Genomic DNA, 20,530 nt, shown 5'->3' on the forward strand with positions numbered 1-20,530 from the left:
AACTGCATCGACGTTGATTTGGGGTTCCTCGATAAGGAACTGGAGCTTGGTGTAGGTATCGTCGACGTTTGCGTCGTTGATGCCCTGTGCAAGTGCTTCAGCTGCATCGGAGCCCTGGAGGCTGTTTGATCCGAGGAGCTTGAAGATCGTAGTTGTGGATGTCGTGTCGCCGCTGTTGATGAGCTGCTTGTTGTAGACGTATCCCGGGTTAGTTCCGTCGTCAAGTGCGTGGAGAGCGACATCGAATTCGCCGTTCTGCATCGGGTGCTGGACAACCACGAAGTACTGGCCGCTTGAAAGAGTCTTGGTGTCTTCCTGCTTAACTTCGTACTTGAACGAGGCGTCGGAGTTGACGGATGCAGACTTCAGGACTGCATAGTTCTTACCCATGATCCAGATCTGGACACTTGAGGGGTCACCCTGTGCGGTACCTGAAATGTAGATCCTGTCACCCTTGGCAACCGTGGACTGGGATGCGGTCGCGGAGACAAAAGGCTTCTTGAGGATAACGGAAACAGTGCCGTATGCCGCATTTGCAAGGTTCTTCTTGTTGTACGGCTGGCTCACTGCGTAGACCGTGTAGGTGCCTGAATCGAGTGCGAAGCTGGCGGTTCCCCACTTCCATGACCAGGTGTTGTCACCGTTGACTTCGACTTCCTTGAAGTCTGCCTTCACGTTGGTGGCGACACCGGGGTTCAGGGATCCTGCGTTCCTCGGGTCCTTATCCGCGGGATCAATCATTGCACCGTCTTCGGGAAGGTTCGGTGCGATCATGAACAGGTAGGTCTTGTAGGTCTCGGTGTTGGTACCGGAGAACTTGATCTCTTCGCCGAGGTAGTAGGACTGGTCGCCTGCTGCCACGATGGTGACTGCGCCCTGCTCGACGTTGATATCAACTTCGTCGCTCTTGTAGGTACCATCGATGTTTGCCTCGACACGGATCGTGTACTTCTGTGCCTTGGTCCAGTTGTTGGTGGTCCATTCTACAAGCCTTACGCCGCCACCCGAAGTTTTGATCTTTGCGTAGTACCGGGTCCTGTTATAGGAATTAACATCGGTCTTGTTCCTTGCAACATCTTCCCAGATGGTCTTGCCAGCGCCATTCTCGTAGGCGTAGTTACCGATGGCGTGAGTGCCCTTCGATGCAGATACTGCGTCATCAAAGGTGACTGAAGCCTGGTCGTCGACGATCTGCGGGGGCATGTCATCATAGCCACCGGTCATTGCACTGGTACCCTTGACCCATATATAATAGTAAGTGCTGGGTCTGCCGGTAACCGTAACCGTGAACCTTTTACTTCGGACAACGGACTCCGGTTTTGCCTCGATCTTTACTGTAAACGTTGCAAGGCTGAACGTGCCGGAAGCAGAGATGGTCTTTCCTGTGTAATCTGCACCTGCGTTCTTGTAGTTGTCCTTCATGCTGTTGAGCAGGGATTCTGCCCAGAACGTGTAAGTGCCAACCGGGTACGCGTACTGGCCGTTGTTGTCAATTGTACCGGTGACCCAATAGGTCTGCGACGATCCAAAGTACCATGGTGCTTTATCGACGAACTGGTTGGTGATGCTCGTATCCACAGGAGTGCTTGAGACCGTAGTATTGGTCTTCAGTTTGTTATAGGTCGCACCACTCTCGTCCTTCAGCTTGATGGTGATGTACCCGTCAGTTGCGGTGGGGCCGTTTACGGGTGATGCACCAGTATGCAGATAAGCAGCCCAATTGGCGGTTTCCATCATTACTATACCATCGGCGTCTGCCGTGTAGTTCGAAGCGGTGAATGGATAGTTTGAATCAATTGTGGTACTTGCGTTATAGTAGTACGCATAGTATGAGGTAGTAAAGTTCCAACCGTAGGTCATCTTGTTGAAGACAGTACCGTTGTACACTTTATACATATGACCTGAAATCAATTCAGAATACGATGCATTGGCATAACCCGTGGAATTCTTGTTCCAGTCGGAAGAGGAGCCGTCAGGCATATAACCACTTACGCTCGTAGAATCCGCGACACAATTGACGAGGGACGAGATCGTGTTGTTCCTCTGGGAAGCCAGCGTTGCCGGGTGCATGTTGGTGGAGATTTGGAACCCAAGGGCATCTCCCTGAAAAACAGATTTCCCGGTCACATCGTCACCATCTATCCCCGCAGTCCCGGCAGGATTGGTACCCCGGCTGAAGTCCCAGACCGCAATAGAGAGGGTCGGGTCCTGGACGTTGAACAGGGCCGTGCTTGACGGAGTCTTGCCATCCGCTGCGAGCACATACCAGTTTCCGGTGTATCCTACAAAGTCTGTGTCGGCGACCTCGAAGTTCTTGTACGTGTTGTCAAGAACGAGGGTCTTGGTCGGTGATGAGGTCGTCAGCCCTGCTGCCGATGCCCACCAGCCAATGGACTTTAACACCGGGGCATTATCAAGCCCGGTATTGGGCTGTACTGAGTTCAATGCGTGAGTCAGGTTGAGACTATCCTCACCGATAAATACGGTTGCACCAGCTTGAATAATCGTTCCATTCGCGTTGGTGTCAGTTACTGCCGATACCGGAATGATTGCCATCAGCACGAACAGAACGACTGTGGCTAAGATAAGAGGTAATTGTTTCATCAAACGTCAATCCCATAGATCCTAAAAAGTTATACCTTTTTTAATAATTGTAACACTAAATAGTAGAAAAATCCTTGTATTTTAGATCGAATGTGATAAGGAATTATAAATGTAATACTATTTGAACTCCTAAACGTGTATGTTGCAACGAAATAATCGTGTCTTCCATAATTGGGAGTATATTCGAGATCATGGGTTTCACCATACACACCCAATACCGATCTTTTGGATCCTCCGTGGGTCAAGGATCCCCGTCCTGTTCTGTATATTGCAAAAATTCATCTGACGGAATCACGATCCTAAAGCAGGGTTCTATCAGATGCCACGAATTAAAAATAAAACAGATACTTATTATTACGCATGCAAACAATTTTCATACACCGTCCTTTCAGATTCTGGCCATTACCGTTCTGAAATTTCCGGAAAATACCTGTGGAGTGTTCCCTATGGAGAAAAAAGGATTGCTGCTGGTCGGGCACGGAAGTTCCCTCCCTTATAACCAGGAACTTGCTGAAAATACTGCTGCCCTGATCCAAAAGAAATACCCCGAGTATATCGTGAAGTGCGGATTCATGAGGGTCAACAACCCGACCATCCCGGAATCGCTCGATGCCTTCAGGGAGGAACCGATCGATGCCCTCGTTGTTGTGCCGCTCTTCCTTGCAAAGGGAGTCCATATCAACCAGGACATCCCCCGACGTGTCGGACTTCTGGAAGGGGAGACGCGGGGATCGTTTGCGATGAACGGGAGAACCGTCCCTCTTCACTATGCAGGCCCTATCGGCGTGGATCCCCTGCTTGCCGACATGATGATAAAGAATGCGAACTTGGCGCTCACCCTCATCTGATCTCTTTTTTTTAAATCAATATGTAAAAAACTAATACGGGAAGTGAACCTTATACCATTTCCCGCCGCTCCTTCGGGTCCCACCAGACAACGGCAGACCGGTACGTCCCTTCATGAAGGCCGCTTGCACTGTCAGCGAGCAGAGCTGAATGGATCTTCTCCTCTACTTCTGGTGTGAACTTTGTATACAGCGAGTAGAAAACCTTGTACATCTTCATCAGTTTTTCTGTGGAGCGACGGCTCTTTGCTTCAACAATCCTGACCTGCGGGATCCGGCCGTTCTGGTAGAGCAGGTTGAAGATGATCGGATACCCGGGATAGGGGGGGTACGGGATCTCTCCCATGATCGTATACCAGATTTTTTTTCCTAAGGCATCTGTGCTGTCGATACCCTCCACAACGCAACAGTGCCCATGAGTCATCTCCTCCATGCGACTGATCTGCGCCATGATATCACGGAACATCCAGATGACTGTGGAAGTGATGACAAGATCATACTTGCCCCGTAGTTCAGGGATACTGACATCCTGCCAGATCTTGTTGATGATATCATAATTTTCAATTCCCGCTTCCCGCGCATTTTCCCGGATAATGCGGATCATCCCGTCAGCAGGTTCGACTGCTGTTATATGCTCTGCGTGTTTTGAAAACGGAATGACAAATGTCCCCGGTCCGGATCCGACCTCGATCACACGGGACGTATCCCCAACAATACCATGGCCGGTAAGGGCCGCATACACGTTCTCCCCGAACTCGTACTGGTTTGTTTTCCTTCTCTCAGAATAATCCTCGGCGCGCTCAGTCCAGTCATCAATGGAATAATCCCTTTGCATTACCTTAAGACGCCCATCATAGATCTCCTCCCAGTTCCTGATCCAGTCAACCGTTGTTGCAGCCATCATCCCACCTTCCACCAGAGGACGCCCATCCTGCCGGCGATCTTATAAATCCCGTCAGTGGTGTGGCGTGCGATATACTCACGGATGATCGCCCGGTCCTCATCGGTAAGCGGGCGGTACTTTTCAACGAACCGTTCCTTGGATGCGATTGCCGCATCGACAGGCCACATCAGGGAATATGGAATGATATTCACATTGGGATAGATCCCCTCGTCATTCAGGTAATTGAAGAGCGTGATAAACTGATCCCTGCCTTCAATCGGTGCCCCGACACTCTTCTTCAGTTCCCGTTCGCTGACATCCACGCCATGAGCGAGGCAGCAGTATCCCCGGGACACCGTCTCCATCCGGCGGACCTGCTCCAGAAGGTCAGGGAACTGCCAGAGCGCGTGACAGCAGGTGACCATGTCGAACTGGTTTTCATAGTCAGATACCTTCACCTCCTGCCAGGTCTTCGGGATAACCCCGATATTAATCAGTCCCTGTCTGCGGGCATTTTCCATAAGACAGGAAGCCATCTGATGAGAGGGTTCAATGGCCATTACATTCCTGACCCTTTCAGCAAAAGGGAGGGTCAGCGCACCCGGGCCTGATGCAATATCAAGTACGTTCCAGTCATCATGAATGATTCCCTGGTTCAGGAAAACATTCAGGATCCTCCTGCCGTGATCACAATCGCTCGTGTCAACCATTTTTGCATAATCATAGGCGCGCGAGTTCCAGTAGCTGGATGTACTGACACGGCTCGATTCATCCACGCTTTCCTTCCAGGCCTCTTTCCAGTCAATAGATTTTGTCATGCTCACTCCGTCACCCCTTTTTTTGTCAAATCGCTGTTCCTGATAATCCGGGCAGACCTTTTTCAATTTTCATACAAAATTAATAATACTTATCATTTAGTATTACCATATTAAAACTCATTACAATTTGAATCATTGTGCAGATACACAAACCGGGAGAATCGGATGACCACGATTATCGATGTAAACCAGCTGTCCGTGCATTTTCCTCTTGCCACCTCAACAGTGAAGGCAGTGGACGGGGTTGATCTCGCAGTTGAAGAACGCGAGACGCTCGCCATCATCGGGGAGAGCGGGAGTGGGAAATCTGTGCTGGGAACGTCAATCCTGGGATTATTCCCCCCGACCTGTACAGTATCCGGATCTATCACCTATGACGGAGCCGATCTGCTCTCCCTGTCGGACAAGGAACTCCAGTCAGTACGGGGCCTTAAGATTGCCTGGGTTCCCCAGAACCCGGCAAGCGCCCTGAACCCGTCGATGCGTGTTGGCGAACAGATCGGGGAGCCACTGGGCCGGCATACCGAATGGGGACGAGAGAGGATTCACCTGAAGGTTCTCGATCTTCTGTATAAATTCCGGGTGTTACCTCCGGAAGAAAGATTCTCTGCCTATCCTCATTCATTCAGCGGGGGAATGCTGCAGAGAGCGCTCGTGGCGATGGGGGTATCCGCCCTCCCGGAAGTCATCATCGCTGATGAGCCCACCAAGGGAATCGATGTGATCAATAAAGGATCCATTTCTGCCGTGTTCCGCACGGTGCGGGATCAGGGCATTACTCTCATCATCATCACGCATGACCTCTCGTTTGCCCACGATCTTGCGGACCGGATCGTCGTAATGTACAATGGGCGGATCATCGAGATTGCAGAGAGCAGCCGGTTTTTTACCCGGCCGCTACATCCCTACTCCGCGGGGCTCCTCCACTCGCTTCCCGAAAATGGTCTCATCCCCATCCCCGGAAAGACACAGGACCTGGATGAGCACGATACCGGATGCAAATTCCGCTTCAGGTGCACGGATGTAACGCAGCGGTGCTGCAATGAACCGCCCCTGATCCGCCATGAAAGCGGGACGCTGGTGAGGTGCTGGAACTATGATTGAGGGTATCGGACTTACAAAGAATTTTATATCAGAGAATAACCGGAAAAAACATACCCGGGCTATTGAGGATGTTGATATCCGGATCGATAAAGGCGAGACCCTTGCGCTGATCGGGGAGAGCGGGTGCGGCAAATCCACGCTCGGACGGATCCTCCTCAACCTGATTCCGCCAAGCCAGGGGGAAGTGCTCTTTGAGGGACAAAACCTCGCGAAGATGACCCCGTCTGAACTCCGTGCAATCCGGTGGAAATTCCAGATTGTCTCTCAGCATCCCGATAGCGCTCTCAATCCCCGGTGGACGGTTGCCGATTCCATCCTCGAGCCATTCCGGATACATTCGAAAATGACCGGGGGAAGGGACCAAAAAAGGGAACTGGAACGACTTATCGATCTCGTAGGTCTCGAACCCGAACAGGCAGCACGGTTTCCCCACCAGCTCAGTGGAGGGGAACTTCAGCGGGCGGTTATTGCACGGGCGATAGCGCTCGATCCAGCATTCATCGTATGCGATGAACCGACTTCAATGCTGGATGTGTCGATCCAGGCCTCGATCATCCGTCTCCTCCAGGCCCGCCAGAAGGAGATAAAGTGTGGCTGTCTCTTCATCACTCACGATATCCAGCTTGCAAAGATCATGGGCGACCGGATAGCGGTCATGCTTGACGGGCAAATCGTTGAAGAGGGTGCGGGAATCCTGGATCATCCTGCCCATCCTTTCACGCAAAAGATTGTTTCACCGGATCCCCATGAGACTGTGCCCGAACTTGTCCCGGTATGCAACTGCAGCTCCCGGGCCTGCTCGTACCTTCCCTCCTGCCCGTCCCGTTCCCCGCTATGTAATAGTTATCCGAAAATGCAGGAATACGGGGATCGCAGGGTCCGGTGTCACCTGCTATCGTGAACCATGTTTTTTATCCATTCTTACCATGGGGAAAAAACGGGATCATATGAAAAAAATCGATTTTTTACCCTCAGCTTCCACGATACCGGATCCAAATAAGAACCACTAAATAAGAAAAAAAAGTAAAAACGTATGATCAATTATTATGAAGAAACATTTCTGTATTCTGGTGCTCATGCTGTTCATTGCAGTATTAACCTTAGGTTGCACGGGAACGCAAACGGGCATCCAGCAGTCTGCAAAGCCGACAACACTCACACTTGCAGCGCAATGGGAACCAAAGACAATTGACCCCCATGAATATGGGTATACCGGCCAAAGAATCGGGTACACAGAATCGTTGACCGGTGTGGATTATGAAGGAAAAGTCATACCATCCCTCGCAACGGACTGGAGCGTTTCACCGGATGGAAAAACATGGACATTTACCTTAAGGAAGGGGGTTGTATTCCACGATGGCACTCCCTTTACTGCCGAGGCGATGAAGAAATCCCTTGAACGTTCCCTGACCAAATCAATGTCCTTTGCTGCAGTACCCATTGCCGGTATTGATGCATCGGACACCCAGACCCTCGTTGTCAGGATGAATAAATCGTTCCTCCTGTTACCTGCATACCTCTCAAGAGGGGAGGCTTCCGCCCTTAGTTCCTCATCATGGGACGCCAACGGGACTATCATTAAACCGATCGGGACCGGGCCATTCATGTTCGACTCATGGAAACCGAAAGAAGAGATCTCATTAGTCAAAAATCCCAGGTACTGGGGGACAGGCGCTCTGGTCGATAAAGTCGTGTACAGGATTATACCCGAAGCACTGACACGGAACATGTTGTTGAAGAGCGACGAGATCCAGCTTGCGGTTATCATGCCTCCGGATATCGCGGTAGGATACATGAACCAGTCCGGGTTCACGGTCCAGCAGCAGTCAATTCCCCGCGTGCGGATGATTTCGTTCAACAACATCAAGGCCCCGTTCAACGATGCCCGTGTGCGACAGGCTGTCAATTATGCCATCGATCGCGACGCTCTTATCACGAGTGTCCTTGAAGGTATCGGTACCCCGGGAACCGGTCTTTTCCCACCGGATTCTTACTGGGCAAACAAGTCGATCCAACCCTATCCGTACAACCTGGATAAAGCACGCCAGCTCCTTGCGGATGCGGGCTGGAAAGACACGAATGGTGACGGGATCGTGGAAAAAGACGGCAATCCATTCAGGGTAAAGCTTCTCACCTATTCTGAACGGGCGGAGCTTCCCCCGATGGCTGAAGTGATACAGCAGCAGCTCAAAAAAGCAGGGATGGATATGGAAATCACCGTTGGCACCAGCACAGCAACGGAAGGTATCTTCAAAACAGGGGAATATGATATGTATCTCATGGGAAGAGGCGTGCTGTTCACACCGGATCCCGATGAGATTATGATGACTGATTACCATTCAAGCGGAACAAGTAAAAATGCATATGGAGCGTTCCGGTGGAACAACAGCCGGGTCGATTCGCTCATAGAACAGGCCCGGACCACTCAGGATCTGTCCGCCCGCAAGGCGATGTATGATGAAGTACAGTCAATTGTCGTTGCTGAGACCCCCGTTGCCTACCTCAACTACTATGTCAACCTGGATATCACCAATGACAAGATCAGTGGATACCGCAGCCATACAAACGAGTACTGTTACCATCTGGAAAATGTGTACTTCGTATAATCTGCCAGAAAAAAATGATCTATTTTTTTTAAGGAGCCGGGTCCCGGAAAAGCGCTATGCAGGCAATTATTATTCATCGGATACTTCAGATTATACCAGTATTATTAGGGATATCCATCATCACATTCCTGTTGGTTTCGCTCGCTCCGGGCGATCCTGCGGAGATCTCGCTCAAAGCTATCCTTGACACGGACAGTCCTTCCCCGGAAGCGATATCCGTGATGAGAGCGGAGATGGGCCTTGACCAGCCGTTACATATCAGGTACTTTATCTGGCTTTCCCGCGTCGTGCAGGGAGACCTTGGATTTTCTTATCTCTCGCATAAAAGTACGGTCCATGAGATCCTGTATGCACTGCCAACAACATTTTACCTGGCAGCACTTGCGATGTCAATCTCGATAATCATCGGTATCCCGCTGGGAATTGCTGCCGCAGTGAGACAGAACGGGCTCCTCGATCATTTCTGCAGGATTTTCTCTGTAATCGGGAATTCTACCCCGGAATTTTTTATCGCGATCATCCTGCTCCTGGTATTTGCAATCAACTTAAAAATTTTACCGGTAGCGGGGAGCGGGGGGTTCCAGTACTTCATCCTTCCTTCCGTTGTTCTTGCTATCGGCCTTATTGCCATAACATCACGGATCATGAGAACGAGTATGCTGGATGTCCTTGAGGAGAACTATATCCTGACTGCCCGCTCCAAAGGACTCGACCGGAAGACGATTATCACAAAACATGCAATAAAAAATGCCCTGCTTCCGGTCATGACGTATATGGGCACACAGTTCGGCTGGCTCTTTGGAGGGGCTGTCATCGTTGAGAGTATTTTTGCCCTACCGGGGATTGGAAGGCTCACGGTGGAAGCAGTTGAAACGCGGGATATCATGATTTTGCAGGGATGCATGATCACGTTCGCCATAATATTTGTCGTGATCAATCTCGTGGTCGATCTGTCCTACATCTATCTCAATCCGGCGATCAAGTATGAAGAGGTCTGAAATGGATACCGGCAATGTTAGAGAGATGAATCCGTTAACTCAACTGAACGGGCTATGGGAAATCCTCCGGAGCAACAAGACCCTCACGGTCGGGCTCTTTATTTTTATATCGCTCTGCCTCATCACGGTCCTGGCACCGGTCATTGCCCCGCATGACCCGGCCGAACAGACCCTTGAGCTGCGGTTTTCCCCGCCATCGTTCACTTATCCCCTGGGAACCGACCAGTTCGGCCGGTGTATCTTCAGCAGGATCGTCTACGGCGGGCAGATCTCCCTTGCAATCGCTGTTATATCAACCATCGCCTGCGTCCTGATCGGAGTCCTCGTCGGCACGTATGCCGGTTATTACCAGAAACTCGATGCGGTTCTGATGCGGACGACGGATATCTTCCTTGCCTTTCCCGCGATCGTTCTTGCTCTTCCGATCATCGCCATAGTAGGCCCGACACCACTGGGAATAATTCTCGCGATATTACTTCCCGGCTGGGCAAAATTTGCGCGGGTAATCAGGAGCAGTACACTGTCGGTCAAATCCAATGGCTTTATCGAGGCATCAAAAGCAGCCGGGGCATCAGACACGCACATCCTTTTCCGGCATATCCTGCCGAACTGTTACGGTCCAATCATCGAGATTGCTACACTCGGGCTTGGTGCCAAGATCATCACGATTACCTCACTTGGGTTCCTTGGTCTTGGGGTACAGCCACCAATACCAGAGTGGGGGACGATGATCAACCAGGGGCTGCCTCTGCTTGATAAAACACCCATGATAGCCCTATCAGCCGGTATAATGATCGTCCTGTTTGTCCTCGCAACAAACCTGATCGGTTCCGAACTTCGGACAATCCTGGATCCCCGATCGGACACGGTTGCTATCTGAATCGGAATTGAGCGGCCGACAGATAAGGAGAACAGGTCCTGAACGATATCCCCTTTTTTTTCACCGGCAATATGAAAATATGTCTGAAGAAAATAACTGGTTCTTTTAATCGGGTTCTATAAAAGGAACTGCCAAAATGAGGATTAATATCTCCGGTTCATGCGTAGTGTATTCACGGCCAGGTTCCCCATTATCCATATTTTTCCTGAAAAAATGTTCCCATAGGTTATGCCTTTTTCAGGACCAGCTCCTGCATGAGGGTATCGACGACCTCGATGGTTGCCCCCTCTACTTTAGAGAGTGAACCGGACGCGTTCGTCAGGACAACAATTCCCTCTTTGCGCCGGGCTTTGACAACATTCTCTGCAATTTTTTTCTTTTCTCCGCTTTCTTCCAGAATTACCGTAAACTCGCACATTGTATACCACCTTTTCACGATTGGCAGGATCCCTGTATCATATCCATAATCCCCCGGATATCGCAGACAGTCATGGATTCCGGGGCAGTATCAAGAATAAGCTGCCCGTTCCGGTCAGCCTCGGCAACCTGTTCATCGTAACGGACGGGAATCACGGTATCCCCGGTCAGGGACAATTCCTGTATCACCTTTCCAACCTCGTTCCCGTTTTTAACCTTGTTTACAATAACCACCTGCCTTTTAATACGAAGGTCACCGGCGAGTTTCATTACATGCCGTGCAACTTCCATCGATTTCGGGAAGGCCTCGGTAATGACAAGATTGTAATCGTAATCAACGGCCAGGCCCCTCCCGAGGATCTCTGAGCCGGCCTGGGAATCCACGATAACAATATCATACCGGTCGGTCTGGGAAGCGATGTGTTCGATCAGGAGCTTTACGAGCGATATCGAGGAACAGATACACCCGGCACCACCATAAGGTATGGTTCCCATAACAACGACCCGTACGTCATCATACGCATACACTTCGTACTGCCTCAGGATTTCTTCAATATCGATGTTTGGGGGATGGTCGTGATCATAATCATCATCCGAATCATTCCCGAAGAGCTGTTCGCGTATACCAATTTTGTCTTCAGCAAGGGTCCGGATCGTTGTGAAGGGGATACCAAGGGACATTGCAAGATTCATACTGGGATCGGTATCGATAGCAAGGATACGGTATCCCTTCCGGGAAAGAAGACGGGACAGGGTAGCTATCACGGTAGTTTTACCCGCACCCCCTTTCCCCGTTGCAATGATCCTGATCATGTTCAGGCAGTCTCCATCACCAGCGTGGACACGAACACCGTCTCATCGTATTCATCCTCTACCGCTTTCGATGGATCGTTGTGCCGTGCAATGAACATCCAGGTGCCCTTGCGCGTGATGGGGAACTTGACGATGCCTTTTGCGTCAGTTATGCCGGTCGCCAGGTCTTTTCCTTCCGCCTTTGAAACTGCCTTCACGGTCACCCCTTTAACAGGCTTTCCTTCATAAAGAAGAGTCATACTGATATCCTTACCCTTGGCAAGTTGCGGGTTTTCCGGCAGGATATCAAGGATTCCATGGACGTGCCGGGCCTTATAGGCGCCAACATCACCAATAGGGATGATCTTTTTTGCCATCTGGTGGAATGCACCTGCATAGACGATATCCTTATACATCTTCCGCGAGCCCTGCTTGTATTCGTCCTTCTTTGTTTTCGATATCACCAGGGGCGAGAGGTCGACTACCGGAATATAATATCCCGGCTTTTCTCCGGTAAATGTAACGATATGACAATCGGTCTTCGATTTGATCCCGGGAACAATCTTTTTCCTGCCAGGACCATACACAACCGAGGAGATTCTTTTTGCATCAACGTGCCCGTCGGTCTTCATGTTATGGCCGTACATCAGTTTGATGTCAGTTTTTGTTCCCTTTCCATTCTGGCCCTCGAGCCATATCTCGTGACCAAATACCATCAGTACCATTTTATCCATGTTTTAACCATCTCGTGGTTATTTGTAACCAGTGAATTGTGGGCAGTAATAGTAATAATATTTTCTTAATTGATAGCAATAATTCGAAAATCTATTTATTTATTTACACACAATCTGCATATCTCAAAGATAAAATTTCTGATTAAAGAATTATTGTCAAAGGATTACTGATGGGAAACGTGCCTGCCTGGGGGTGTCCAGGCCAATGCAGCTGCTGTTGAACGTCCCCTGTCGGCAAACACGATCCGACGGAGATTTTAGTATAGCGATATGTCAGGATAGAAGATCCCGTAACTGTAACTCATAAACATCACAATCACCGGAACACCAGATTCCAAAAACAGGTATACCAGCAAACACAAGCGATGATGTCTTCATGGATCTCCTGAATGTTCTCCAGCAGATACTGAATTTTTTCTGGCTTACGCTGCCGTATATATTCTTTGGCTTCTTTGTTGCAAACCTGATCAAGGCATCACCGTATCTCGACCTGATCGGGTTACCAATGTCATACATCGCCCGGGCGGCCCACCTGCCAAAAAAATGCTCGGCAATTTTTTCCTTTTATCTTCTGAACTCCTATTCAGCGCTGGGCATGATGTCGGAAAACTATAAGGAAAAAAACCTCACGGATAAGGAAATTATTATATCAGTGTTAGTCGCTTATTTCCCGAAAAGTATCAACAGCGTCACATTCTTCCTTGCACCCGTTGCTCTCTCGGTCTTTGGTATCTGGGTCGGGGGAAGCATAATGGGGGTTGAATTCCTTATCTGTTTTGGGATCGCCATCGTAGGAATTATTGCCGGGCGGATCCTCTTTGACCCCGATACAGGAACTGAAAAAAATCCTTCACTGAATCCCGGTCCTGCACCTTCGCCACAACGGGAAAACATGACATGGATCGGAACCCTGAAACACTGTTTTATCGATAGTGTGAAGGGTTTTTATGAGATCACCATCGTCCTAATCCCGACAGGCGCGATTATAATCCTGTTATTCAATATCGGTGTCCGGGACATGCTGGCTTCATTCCTGGATCCGCTCCTTTCGTCCCTTAACCTGCCAGCTTCATCCATTATTGTCTATGCCGCGGCGTTCATGAGCCAGGTTGCAGCCATTGCTGCAATAGGGACGATCGCTGTTGCGGAAGATCTGACAGTTGTACAGTGTCTCCTGATCTATGTTATCTCCCGGGCGATTCACCTTGGCATTGGCCAGATCAAGTCAGGATTCCCCACAAATGTCGCATTATTCGGGAAGACCCTTGGTTTCAAGGTCTCCGCTATTGATTTTTGCATGTTACAGGGCGCAACGATAATCATGGTCATACTCCTGATTTTCCTGGGAGGGGTGTAAGGTTCAGAAAAAACCTCACATACAATATTATTAAGGATATAACAGGAGCTAAACAATCTGATTGGATATCATTTAGTAATACTTTTATTTTATTATGTGATAACGAATAGTCCATGAATGATCCAATAATAACATTCAACTCCAATCTTGAATTATTACCACCTGAAGATATCGGAAAACTCCAGGAGCTTGCACACGCTGTTGAAACATATCGCATTGTTGCAACAGCAGTGGAACTGGGAGTTTTTGATGCGCTTGATGAGCCGAAAACGTCCGATGAACTCGCTGATCGTCTGGGTCTGCAAAAAAAGCTCACGGGCAAATTCTGCAACTCACTTGTGGCTTCCGGCTTCATGCAACAGACTGAAGGACGTTTCGCGCCAACAGACAGTTCGAAGGCATTTTTCCGGAAAAAATCCCCCTTTTACCAGGGAAATCTCATCAAACTCTGGAGCACCACACGGAATGACCGGTGGAGCCGCCTTTCCGAGATCATCCGCAACGGTCCTGAGGGGTACGAACGTGGCCTTCACGGGGTCTTTGATGCAGGTTTTGTCCACGCGATGGCCGAAGGTGCGGTACGAGGAAGTCTGCAAAAAACAATCGAGTTCATGAAAAACTATCCGGGATTCCGGAACGTAAAAACAATGCTTGATCTTGGTGGGGGCCACGGTCTTTATTCGATTGCCTTTACCCGGATGAACCCGGGTCTTTCTTCAACAGTCCTGGATCTCCCCCCGGTAGTCACACAGGTAACCTCACCGATGATATCAACGTATCATGCGAACCGGGTCACCGCCATTCCTGGAGACTTTACCACGGACAATCTCGGTTCAGGGTATGACATGGTCTTTGCATCCGACGTACTATACCGGGAAAAAACGCAGCTGGATGCCATCCTCGGCAGAGTTCATTCCAGCCTCAATAATGACGGGATATTCATCTCAAAACACTGGCATATCGACGATATTGTCCGGGATGCGACAGCGGTTTATTTCGATCTCATGTTCTCCCTTGCAGAAGACACCGATCGCGTTTATTCTTCTACAGAATTTTCCAGGACTCTGGAATCCAATGGTTTTGAGATCGAAAAAGTGCACGATTTAAATACGCCGTTCCACCCGTCGCGGATTATTGTTTCAAGGAAAGTAGCAAGATGACAGAGACAACACGGTTAAAACGACTGCTGGAAAGGATGGGCTATGACGATGTCGGAGGATTTTCAGAATACAAGAAGATACTGATCCTTCTTGTTATTGCGGCACTCATGTTTATCTCGGCCCTGACTGCGGTTGTTATGGGCAAATACGGGTTCACGGTCCTGGATGTCTACCAGACGGTGTTTACCCACGTCACGTTCGGGGACGTATCGGCAATCGAAAAACTCAACAACACAATCATCTGGGACATACGAGCACCACGGATATTGCTCACCCTGTTTGTCGGGGGGGCTCTTGCAATAGCCGGGGCGGTTTTTCAGGGCGTCTTCAGGAACCCGCTCGTAGAACCATATATCCTCGGCGTTTCTTCCGGGGCCGCATTCGGAGCAGCACTCGGCATCGTATTTCCTGCAATTTTCTTCTCGCTCCAGTTATCCGCGTTTGCATTCGGGTCCATTGCTGTCGCGGTCGCATACCTCCTTGCCCGGGTGCGGGGAGAGACCCCGGTTGTCACTCTGATTCTCGCCGGCGTTATTGTCGGATCAATATTTGCAGCACTGGTCTCACTCCTGAAATACCTCTCCACTGATGCGGCCTTACGAGAGATTGTCTTCTGGATGATGGGGGGATTTTACTATGCCACATGGAATGATGTCCGGGTCATTGCCCCGGTTGTAATAATCGGCTTCATCGTTCTCTGGGCGCTGGGATGGAAGCTCAATATCCTTTCAATGGGTGATGATGAGGCACGAACATTGGGTGTGAACCCGGAGAGATACAAGTTCATTGTCATCAGTATTGCAACTGCCGTCACGGCATTTGCCGTCTCCCTTGTGGGCATCATTGCCTGGGTCGGCCTGATGATGCCCCATGCCTCAAGAATTCTTCTCGGGCCGGACAACCGGTACGTAATCCCGGCATCATTCATGATGGGCGGAATCTATCTGATGATCTGCGACACCATGGCACGGACACTCACGAATGCAGAAATTCCCGTGGGCATCATCGCATCGATCCTGGGTGCCCCGTATCTCTGTTACCTCCTGAGAAATAAGGGGCGGATCATTTTCGGGTGATAGTATGCTTTCCGTGAACGATATCCATTATACCTATCAGAATTTCCCGGTCCTTTCCGGGGTCTCATTCTCGGTAGAACAGGGAGAACTGTGCGGCCTTTTCGGGCCAAACGGCTGCGGGAAGACCACCCTCTTTAAGTGTTGCCTCCGTTTCCTTGCTGCCCACAAGGGAACGGTCCATATCAATGGAGAAGATGTATCGAAAAAGAAGGTGGAAGAACTCGCAAAGATCGTTTCATACGTACCGCAGGAGCATAAACCACCATTCCCCTATCTTGTCCGGGAAGTTGTCCTGATGGGGAGAACACCGCACCTGGGGGGCTTCTTTGGAGTACGGCGAAAAGATAAGGAGATTGCGCTTGACGCCCTGGACCGGCTGGAGATTTCCGATCTTGCTGACCGTCCCTACAACCAGCTCTCCGGAGGACAGCGCCAGATGGTCCTGATCGCCCGTGCGATTGCGCAGGACACGCCGATCATGTTCCTCGATGAACCCACGTCAACCCTCGATTTTCACAACCAGATGAAGATCTGGGAGATCATGCGAAGCATCACGGAAGAGGGAAAGACCATCCTTGCCTGCAGTCATGATCCCAACCATGTGGCATGGTTCTGCGACCGGGTGATCGTCATATCAAATTCCGGTGTTGTCGCAAACGGCCATCCCCGTGATGTGATCAACAATGAGATCCTGGACCTGATTTACAAAGATACCTGCTCGGTACGGTCCACCGATGGCGTGAGGATGGTGATGCCCCGGTGTATTATTGAAAAAAAGGAACAGTGCAGTTCTGGCATCCTGGCTGAACACCCGGATCACTCCTGTAAATGAACAGATACCAAAATATGATGAGATGAAAGAGATGGATTATAAAACAATTGACTGGAACGAGGTCTGGAAGGGCCTCTATGAGAAGAACGTTGGATCGAGAGGACGGGGCGAGTGCGCCACGATCTGGGACTCAAAAAAGAAGGCAGAAGAATTTCTGGCCCAGTCTGATAAAAACCCTGAACGGATCAGCAGGGTGATCGAACGGTTACGGCCGGGTCCCGGGAGTAAGGTCCTGGATATCGGTGCCGGCCCGGGAACCCTTGCCGTACCTATCGCAGGTCTTGCCGGACAGGTGACTGCCGTTGAGCCTGCGGCAGGGATGGCAGAGGTGATGAAAGAATATGCTGCCAGACAAGGGATCTCAAACCTTACGGTCGTTCGGAAGCGATGGGAGGATATCGACCCGGCAACCGATCTCGATGGACCCTATGATATCGTCTTTGCCTCCCACTCGCTGGGAATGCCCGACATCAGGAAAGCCATCGAAAAGATGACAGCCGTTGCATCCAGACAGATCTTTTTATTCTGGTTCGGAGGGGTCACATCCTGGGAGAGACCAATGGTGGACCTTTGGCCGAAACTGCATGGAAAAGCGTATACTCCCGGCCCAAAAGCCGATATCCTCTTCAATGTCCTCTGGTCCATGGGGATTACCCCGAATATGAGCTCGGGAGAACTGGATCATGCCAAGATTTACCCTGATGTCACTTCTGCGATCGGTGATCTCAGGGAGCAGTTCGCCATATCGACACCGGAGCAGGATGAGGTACTCCGGCACTATCTTGAAGAGGTAATGATCCCGAAAAACGGGCAGCTCGCCCTGCCGGGAAAAACAACCGGGGTCCAGTTCTGGTGGGAGGTTTAAATGAAGCGCATTTTTCTTTGTTTTCTCATTATTTTACTGGTAATATCAGTGTTCGGGGCAGGGTGCATGAGCACTCAGGAAAAAACCGGAACGGTGCCGTCCGTACAGGAGACGACCCGAACCATTACCGATTCACGGGGAGTTCAGGTCACGGTCCCGAAAAATATCACCCGGGTCGTGACTGTCTCGGATGCAATGATCGAAGGGACCATGACCGCATTAGGTGTCGATGATAAAATTATCGGGATCGGTTCATCGTGCATTCCGCAGGACTTCACGTACTCCTATCCTCTGGATAATGGAGGGTTTACCAATGGGTCCGGCGGCCGGGACATTGCCAAAGTCCTCTCGCCCAATGTGGCCGGCATGCCTGCGGTAATCAAATCAGGTACTGCCATGAATTATGAGAGTCTGGCGGGACTCAAACCGGATGTTGTCATACTCAGGATCGGTGACTGTGCCCTTCAGAAAAAGGATGATGAAAAGACTCCCCAGACAATTAAGAGAATTGAGTCCCTTGGAATTCCGGTTGTTGTCCTGTACAGTCCGAACTGTTATGACCAGCCAAATCCAAAACAGATCTCGGACGAAATACGAGTTCTCGGGCGGCTTTTTGAAAAAGAAGAAAAAGCAGAACGTATTGCACAGTATCTTGAATCACTGCTGGCTTTTGTCCAGAACAGGACAAAGGATATTCCCGATTCCCAAAAACAAACGGTTATCAGCCTGGGATTATCCCCACAGATTCGTGCCCAGGGCGGTGCGGGAAATGTACATGGTCTGAAAACAACTGAATCATATATCATTGAAGATATCGTCAATGCAAAGAACGCCTACCGGTCCGAGGGAAGACTGCTGGTCAATACAGAACAGTTACTTTTGATGAATCCAGATGCAATTGTCCTGTGCACATCAATGGGTTATCACCCCCCGGGAGAATTATACAATGCAACCTATTACAAACCGCTGCGGTATCTCAATGCCGTTAAAAACAAGAGAGTATCCGCCCTTCCCTGGTCTCCATGCAACTGTGCAATGCGGCTTGAATACCCGATTGATGTGATGGTGATTGCAAAAACCGCTTATCCGGACCGGTTTTCAGATGTTAAGCTGGATGAGTGGCTCCTTGAATTCTATAAAAATGTCTATGGGGTAAATGAAGAGAAGGCAAAAGAGTTGCGAACCGCCCAGTGGATGGACTGGACGGTCGAGGTTTAAGTCCACAGGGAGAGAAAGAGAATTTCATTTTTAGGAAATGTATGAGGAATGTGTGGAAAGAGGTGTGATATGCAAAAAAAGTGGCTGTTCGTGGTTATGATTATTCTCATCGGTGCAATCCTCTGTGCAGGATGCACCCAGCAGGCATTGCATCCTGAAAATACAACTGGAAAACAGGATATATCAACGTCCGGATACAAGACGGTTATCGACAGTCGGGGTGTTGCGGTTAACATCCCAACTGAGATCCACCGGGTCGTCACAATCAGTGATGGGCTTGTTGAAGGAGCAATGATCCGGTTCGGGGTCCAGGACACCCTTGTCGGGGTTGGTTCCAGCTGTATCCAGCGGAATTTCACGTATGATTTCCCCTCGGTAAATGGCAAGAATATCACCTACGTGCGGGGGATGAACCCGGTGCTCTACCTGTACCCGAAGATTGGGACCCTGCCAAGGATTGGCGAATCGAGCGTTGCAATCAATTACGAGACTCTTGCCGGGCTCAAACCCGATGTCGTGATCCTCCGGCTCGGGGACTGCACCCTGCGGTATCCCGATGACGAGAACGTGAAGAAGACCATCTCGACCATCGAGTCCCTGAACATCCCCCTCGTTGTAACATACGGGCCAAACGCGTACAAGACCGCGACCGTATCCGGGATAACTGACGAAATACGTATCCTTGGTGAAGTGTTCGGGAAGGAGACAGAGGCCAAAGAGATGAGCCAGTATCTTGAGGGGCAGGTCAATATGATCAAGCAGCGGACACGAGATATTCCTGATGCCCAGAAACCAAGCGTTCTCATCCTCGGTCTTTCCCCGACGGCACGGAAACAGGGTGGAGCAGGACAGGTATTCGGGCGGGGTACTATTGAATCGTTCTTTATCGAGGACCTGGTGAATGCCAGGAACTCGTACAATGAGGAAAGCGCTACGTTCAAGACCCTGAGTGCCGAGCAGATCCTTGCAAACAATCCCGACAAGATCGTCCTCTGTACCGCTAACGGATATCATCCACCCATGGAAATCTACGAGGCCCCATATTACCAGAATCTGCAGGAACTATCGGCTGTTAAAAATCAGCAGGTATCGGCACTCCCGTGGACCCCTTGCAACTGCGGAAAACGTCTTGAGTACCCGATTGATGTGATGGTGATCGCAAAAGCGGCATACCCGGACAAGTTCACCGATATCCAGCTCTCGGACTGGCTCCTCCAGTTCTATGAAAACCTGTATGGCGTGGATGAAGCCACGGCAAAAGAACTCCGTTCCGTGCAGTGGATGGACTGGACACTCGATAAGTGAGATCACAGGGAGAAAATGAGATTTTTTTTATGCGGG

Annotated in this window: 19 protein-coding genes; 13 read left to right on the forward strand and 6 right to left on the reverse strand. The window is 50.1% G+C overall.

The genetic code is table 11. The annotated features are described in order from the left end of the window. Nucleotides 1-2,556, reverse strand: a 2,556-nt coding sequence (locus M0R30_RS12150) for an MEMAR_RS02690 family S-layer glycoprotein (protein ID WP_292547260.1), incomplete at its 3' end; no start/stop codon positions are given. 494 nt (nucleotides 2,557-3,050) lie between these two features. Between M0R30_RS12150 and cfbA the strand changes: the two genes are divergently transcribed. Continuing rightward, nucleotides 3,051-3,452, forward strand: coding sequence for a sirohydrochlorin nickelochelatase (cfbA, locus tag M0R30_RS12155; protein WP_292547262.1), 402 nt, complete (start codon nucleotides 3,051-3,053; stop codon nucleotides 3,450-3,452). 49 nt (nucleotides 3,453-3,501) lie between these two features. Here the strand turns inward: cfbA and M0R30_RS12160 are convergent, their stop codons facing one another. Together M0R30_RS12160 and M0R30_RS12165 are read right to left on the reverse strand one after the other, a co-directional pair. Continuing rightward, nucleotides 3,502-4,350 (reverse strand): class I SAM-dependent methyltransferase, encoded by an 849-nt coding sequence (locus M0R30_RS12160; protein WP_292547264.1) that lies wholly within the window; start codon nucleotides 4,348-4,350, stop codon nucleotides 3,502-3,504. After that, nucleotides 4,350-5,150 carry a class I SAM-dependent methyltransferase gene (locus M0R30_RS12165; protein ID WP_292547266.1) on the reverse strand — a complete coding sequence of 267 codons (801 nt, stop codon included), beginning with the start codon at nucleotides 5,148-5,150 and terminating at the stop codon, nucleotides 4,350-4,352. Before M0R30_RS12165 ends, M0R30_RS12160 begins: the two co-directional genes overlap by 1 nt. 165 nt (nucleotides 5,151-5,315) lie before the next feature. Between M0R30_RS12165 and M0R30_RS12170 the strand changes: the two genes are divergently transcribed. The 5 genes from M0R30_RS12170 (at nucleotide 5,316) to M0R30_RS12190 (ending at nucleotide 10,738) form a co-directional block, all read left to right on the forward strand. Further along, entirely contained in the window at nucleotides 5,316-6,254 is a 939-nt protein-coding gene (locus tag M0R30_RS12170; protein ID WP_292547268.1) for an ABC transporter ATP-binding protein, read from the forward strand. Then, nucleotides 6,247-7,155 carry an ABC transporter ATP-binding protein gene (locus M0R30_RS12175; RefSeq protein WP_292547270.1) on the forward strand — a complete coding sequence of 303 codons (909 nt, stop codon included), beginning with the start codon at nucleotides 6,247-6,249 and terminating at the stop codon, nucleotides 7,153-7,155. The genes M0R30_RS12170 and M0R30_RS12175 overlap by 8 nt, the downstream gene beginning before the upstream one ends. Nucleotides 7,156-7,330: 175 nt before the next feature. Then, entirely contained in the window at nucleotides 7,331-8,860 is a 1,530-nt protein-coding gene (locus tag M0R30_RS12180) for an ABC transporter substrate-binding protein (RefSeq protein ID WP_292547272.1), read from the forward strand. Between the two features lie 56 nt (nucleotides 8,861-8,916). Then, a complete protein-coding gene (locus M0R30_RS12185; RefSeq protein WP_292547274.1) occupies nucleotides 8,917-9,858 on the forward strand; it encodes an ABC transporter permease in 942 nt (313 codons plus the stop codon). A 25-nt stretch (nucleotides 9,859-9,883) separates the two neighbouring features. Then, nucleotides 9,884-10,738 (forward strand): ABC transporter permease, encoded by an 855-nt coding sequence (locus tag M0R30_RS12190; protein ID WP_292547276.1) that lies wholly within the window; start codon nucleotides 9,884-9,886, stop codon nucleotides 10,736-10,738. A 226-nt stretch (nucleotides 10,739-10,964) separates the two neighbouring features. Here the strand turns inward: M0R30_RS12190 and M0R30_RS12195 are convergent, their stop codons facing one another. From M0R30_RS12195 to M0R30_RS12205, 3 genes are read right to left on the reverse strand one after another with little or no spacing between them, the layout of a single operon-like run. Then, the gene (locus M0R30_RS12195; RefSeq protein ID WP_292547277.1) at nucleotides 10,965-11,156 is read right to left on the reverse strand and encodes a CooT family nickel-binding protein; all 192 of its coding nucleotides are present in this window, start codon (nucleotides 11,154-11,156) and stop codon (nucleotides 10,965-10,967) included. Between the two features lie 14 nt (nucleotides 11,157-11,170). Beyond that, nucleotides 11,171-11,968, reverse strand: coding sequence for an AAA family ATPase (locus tag M0R30_RS12200; RefSeq protein ID WP_292547279.1), 798 nt, complete (start codon nucleotides 11,966-11,968; stop codon nucleotides 11,171-11,173). Between the two features lie 2 nt (nucleotides 11,969-11,970). Continuing rightward, a complete protein-coding gene (locus M0R30_RS12205) occupies nucleotides 11,971-12,681 on the reverse strand; it encodes a DUF4198 domain-containing protein (RefSeq protein WP_292547281.1) in 711 nt (236 codons plus the stop codon). A 376-nt stretch (nucleotides 12,682-13,057) separates the two neighbouring features. Between M0R30_RS12205 and M0R30_RS12210 the strand changes: the two genes are divergently transcribed. The 7 genes from M0R30_RS12210 (at nucleotide 13,058) to M0R30_RS12240 (ending at nucleotide 20,494) form a co-directional block, all read left to right on the forward strand. Next, nucleotides 13,058-14,038: a hypothetical protein gene (locus M0R30_RS12210; protein WP_292547283.1), complete on the forward strand. Its 981-nt coding sequence runs from the start codon at nucleotides 13,058-13,060 to the stop codon at nucleotides 14,036-14,038. Between the two features lie 113 nt (nucleotides 14,039-14,151). Further along, nucleotides 14,152-15,198 (forward strand): methyltransferase, encoded by a 1,047-nt coding sequence (locus M0R30_RS12215; protein WP_292547285.1) that lies wholly within the window; start codon nucleotides 14,152-14,154, stop codon nucleotides 15,196-15,198. Then, nucleotides 15,195-16,274, forward strand: a complete 1,080-nt coding sequence (locus M0R30_RS12220; protein WP_292547287.1) for an iron ABC transporter permease — start codon at nucleotides 15,195-15,197, stop codon at nucleotides 16,272-16,274. The genes M0R30_RS12215 and M0R30_RS12220 overlap by 4 nt, the downstream gene beginning before the upstream one ends. A gap of 4 nt (nucleotides 16,275-16,278) precedes the next feature. After that, nucleotides 16,279-17,106, forward strand: coding sequence for an ABC transporter ATP-binding protein (locus M0R30_RS12225; RefSeq protein ID WP_292547289.1), 828 nt, complete (start codon nucleotides 16,279-16,281; stop codon nucleotides 17,104-17,106). Between the two features lie 22 nt (nucleotides 17,107-17,128). Further along, a complete protein-coding gene (locus tag M0R30_RS12230) occupies nucleotides 17,129-17,971 on the forward strand; it encodes a class I SAM-dependent methyltransferase (RefSeq protein ID WP_292547290.1) in 843 nt (280 codons plus the stop codon). 66 nt (nucleotides 17,972-18,037) lie between these two features. Then, nucleotides 18,038-19,189, forward strand: coding sequence for an ABC transporter substrate-binding protein (locus M0R30_RS12235; RefSeq protein ID WP_292547292.1), 1,152 nt, complete (start codon nucleotides 18,038-18,040; stop codon nucleotides 19,187-19,189). 69 nt (nucleotides 19,190-19,258) lie between these two features. Next, the gene (locus M0R30_RS12240; protein WP_292547294.1) at nucleotides 19,259-20,494 is read left to right on the forward strand and encodes an ABC transporter substrate-binding protein; all 1,236 of its coding nucleotides are present in this window, start codon (nucleotides 19,259-19,261) and stop codon (nucleotides 20,492-20,494) included. Nucleotides 20,495-20,530: the final 36 nt, after the last annotated feature.

Origin of the sequence: Methanoregula sp. (assembly GCF_023227875.1) — an archaeon.
Taxonomy (GTDB): Archaea; Halobacteriota; Methanomicrobia; order Methanomicrobiales; family Methanospirillaceae; genus Methanoregula.

What these genes read in the sequence shown, in the direction of transcription:
- cfbA (WP_292547262.1), top strand. Translation starts at nt 3,051, where the DNA reads ATGGAGAAAAAAGGATTGCTGCTGGTCGGGCACGGAAGTTCCCTCCCT.
- M0R30_RS12160 (WP_292547264.1), bottom strand. Translation starts at nt 4,350, where the DNA reads ATGGCTGCAACAACGGTTGACTGGATCAGGAACTGGGAGGAGATCTAT.
- M0R30_RS12165 (WP_292547266.1), bottom strand. Translation starts at nt 5,150, where the DNA reads ATGACAAAATCTATTGACTGGAAAGAGGCCTGGAAGGAAAGCGTGGAT.
- M0R30_RS12170 (WP_292547268.1), top strand. Translation starts at nt 5,316, where the DNA reads ATGACCACGATTATCGATGTAAACCAGCTGTCCGTGCATTTTCCTCTT.
- M0R30_RS12175 (WP_292547270.1), top strand. Translation starts at nt 6,247, where the DNA reads ATGATTGAGGGTATCGGACTTACAAAGAATTTTATATCAGAGAATAAC.
- M0R30_RS12180 (WP_292547272.1), top strand. Translation starts at nt 7,331, where the DNA reads ATGCTGTTCATTGCAGTATTAACCTTAGGTTGCACGGGAACGCAAACG.
- M0R30_RS12185 (WP_292547274.1), top strand. Translation starts at nt 8,917, where the DNA reads ATGCAGGCAATTATTATTCATCGGATACTTCAGATTATACCAGTATTA.
- M0R30_RS12190 (WP_292547276.1), top strand. Translation starts at nt 9,884, where the DNA reads ATGAATCCGTTAACTCAACTGAACGGGCTATGGGAAATCCTCCGGAGC.
- M0R30_RS12195 (WP_292547277.1), bottom strand. Translation starts at nt 11,156, where the DNA reads ATGTGCGAGTTTACGGTAATTCTGGAAGAAAGCGGAGAAAAGAAAAAA.
- M0R30_RS12200 (WP_292547279.1), bottom strand. Translation starts at nt 11,968, where the DNA reads ATGATCAGGATCATTGCAACGGGGAAAGGGGGTGCGGGTAAAACTACC.
- M0R30_RS12205 (WP_292547281.1), bottom strand. Translation starts at nt 12,681, where the DNA reads ATGGATAAAATGGTACTGATGGTATTTGGTCACGAGATATGGCTCGAG.
- M0R30_RS12210 (WP_292547283.1), top strand. Translation starts at nt 13,058, where the DNA reads ATGGATCTCCTGAATGTTCTCCAGCAGATACTGAATTTTTTCTGGCTT.
- M0R30_RS12215 (WP_292547285.1), top strand. Translation starts at nt 14,152, where the DNA reads ATGAATGATCCAATAATAACATTCAACTCCAATCTTGAATTATTACCA.
- M0R30_RS12220 (WP_292547287.1), top strand. Translation starts at nt 15,195, where the DNA reads ATGACAGAGACAACACGGTTAAAACGACTGCTGGAAAGGATGGGCTAT.
- M0R30_RS12225 (WP_292547289.1), top strand. Translation starts at nt 16,279, where the DNA reads ATGCTTTCCGTGAACGATATCCATTATACCTATCAGAATTTCCCGGTC.
- M0R30_RS12230 (WP_292547290.1), top strand. Translation starts at nt 17,129, where the DNA reads ATGAAAGAGATGGATTATAAAACAATTGACTGGAACGAGGTCTGGAAG.
- M0R30_RS12235 (WP_292547292.1), top strand. Translation starts at nt 18,038, where the DNA reads ATGAGCACTCAGGAAAAAACCGGAACGGTGCCGTCCGTACAGGAGACG.
- M0R30_RS12240 (WP_292547294.1), top strand. Translation starts at nt 19,259, where the DNA reads ATGCAAAAAAAGTGGCTGTTCGTGGTTATGATTATTCTCATCGGTGCA.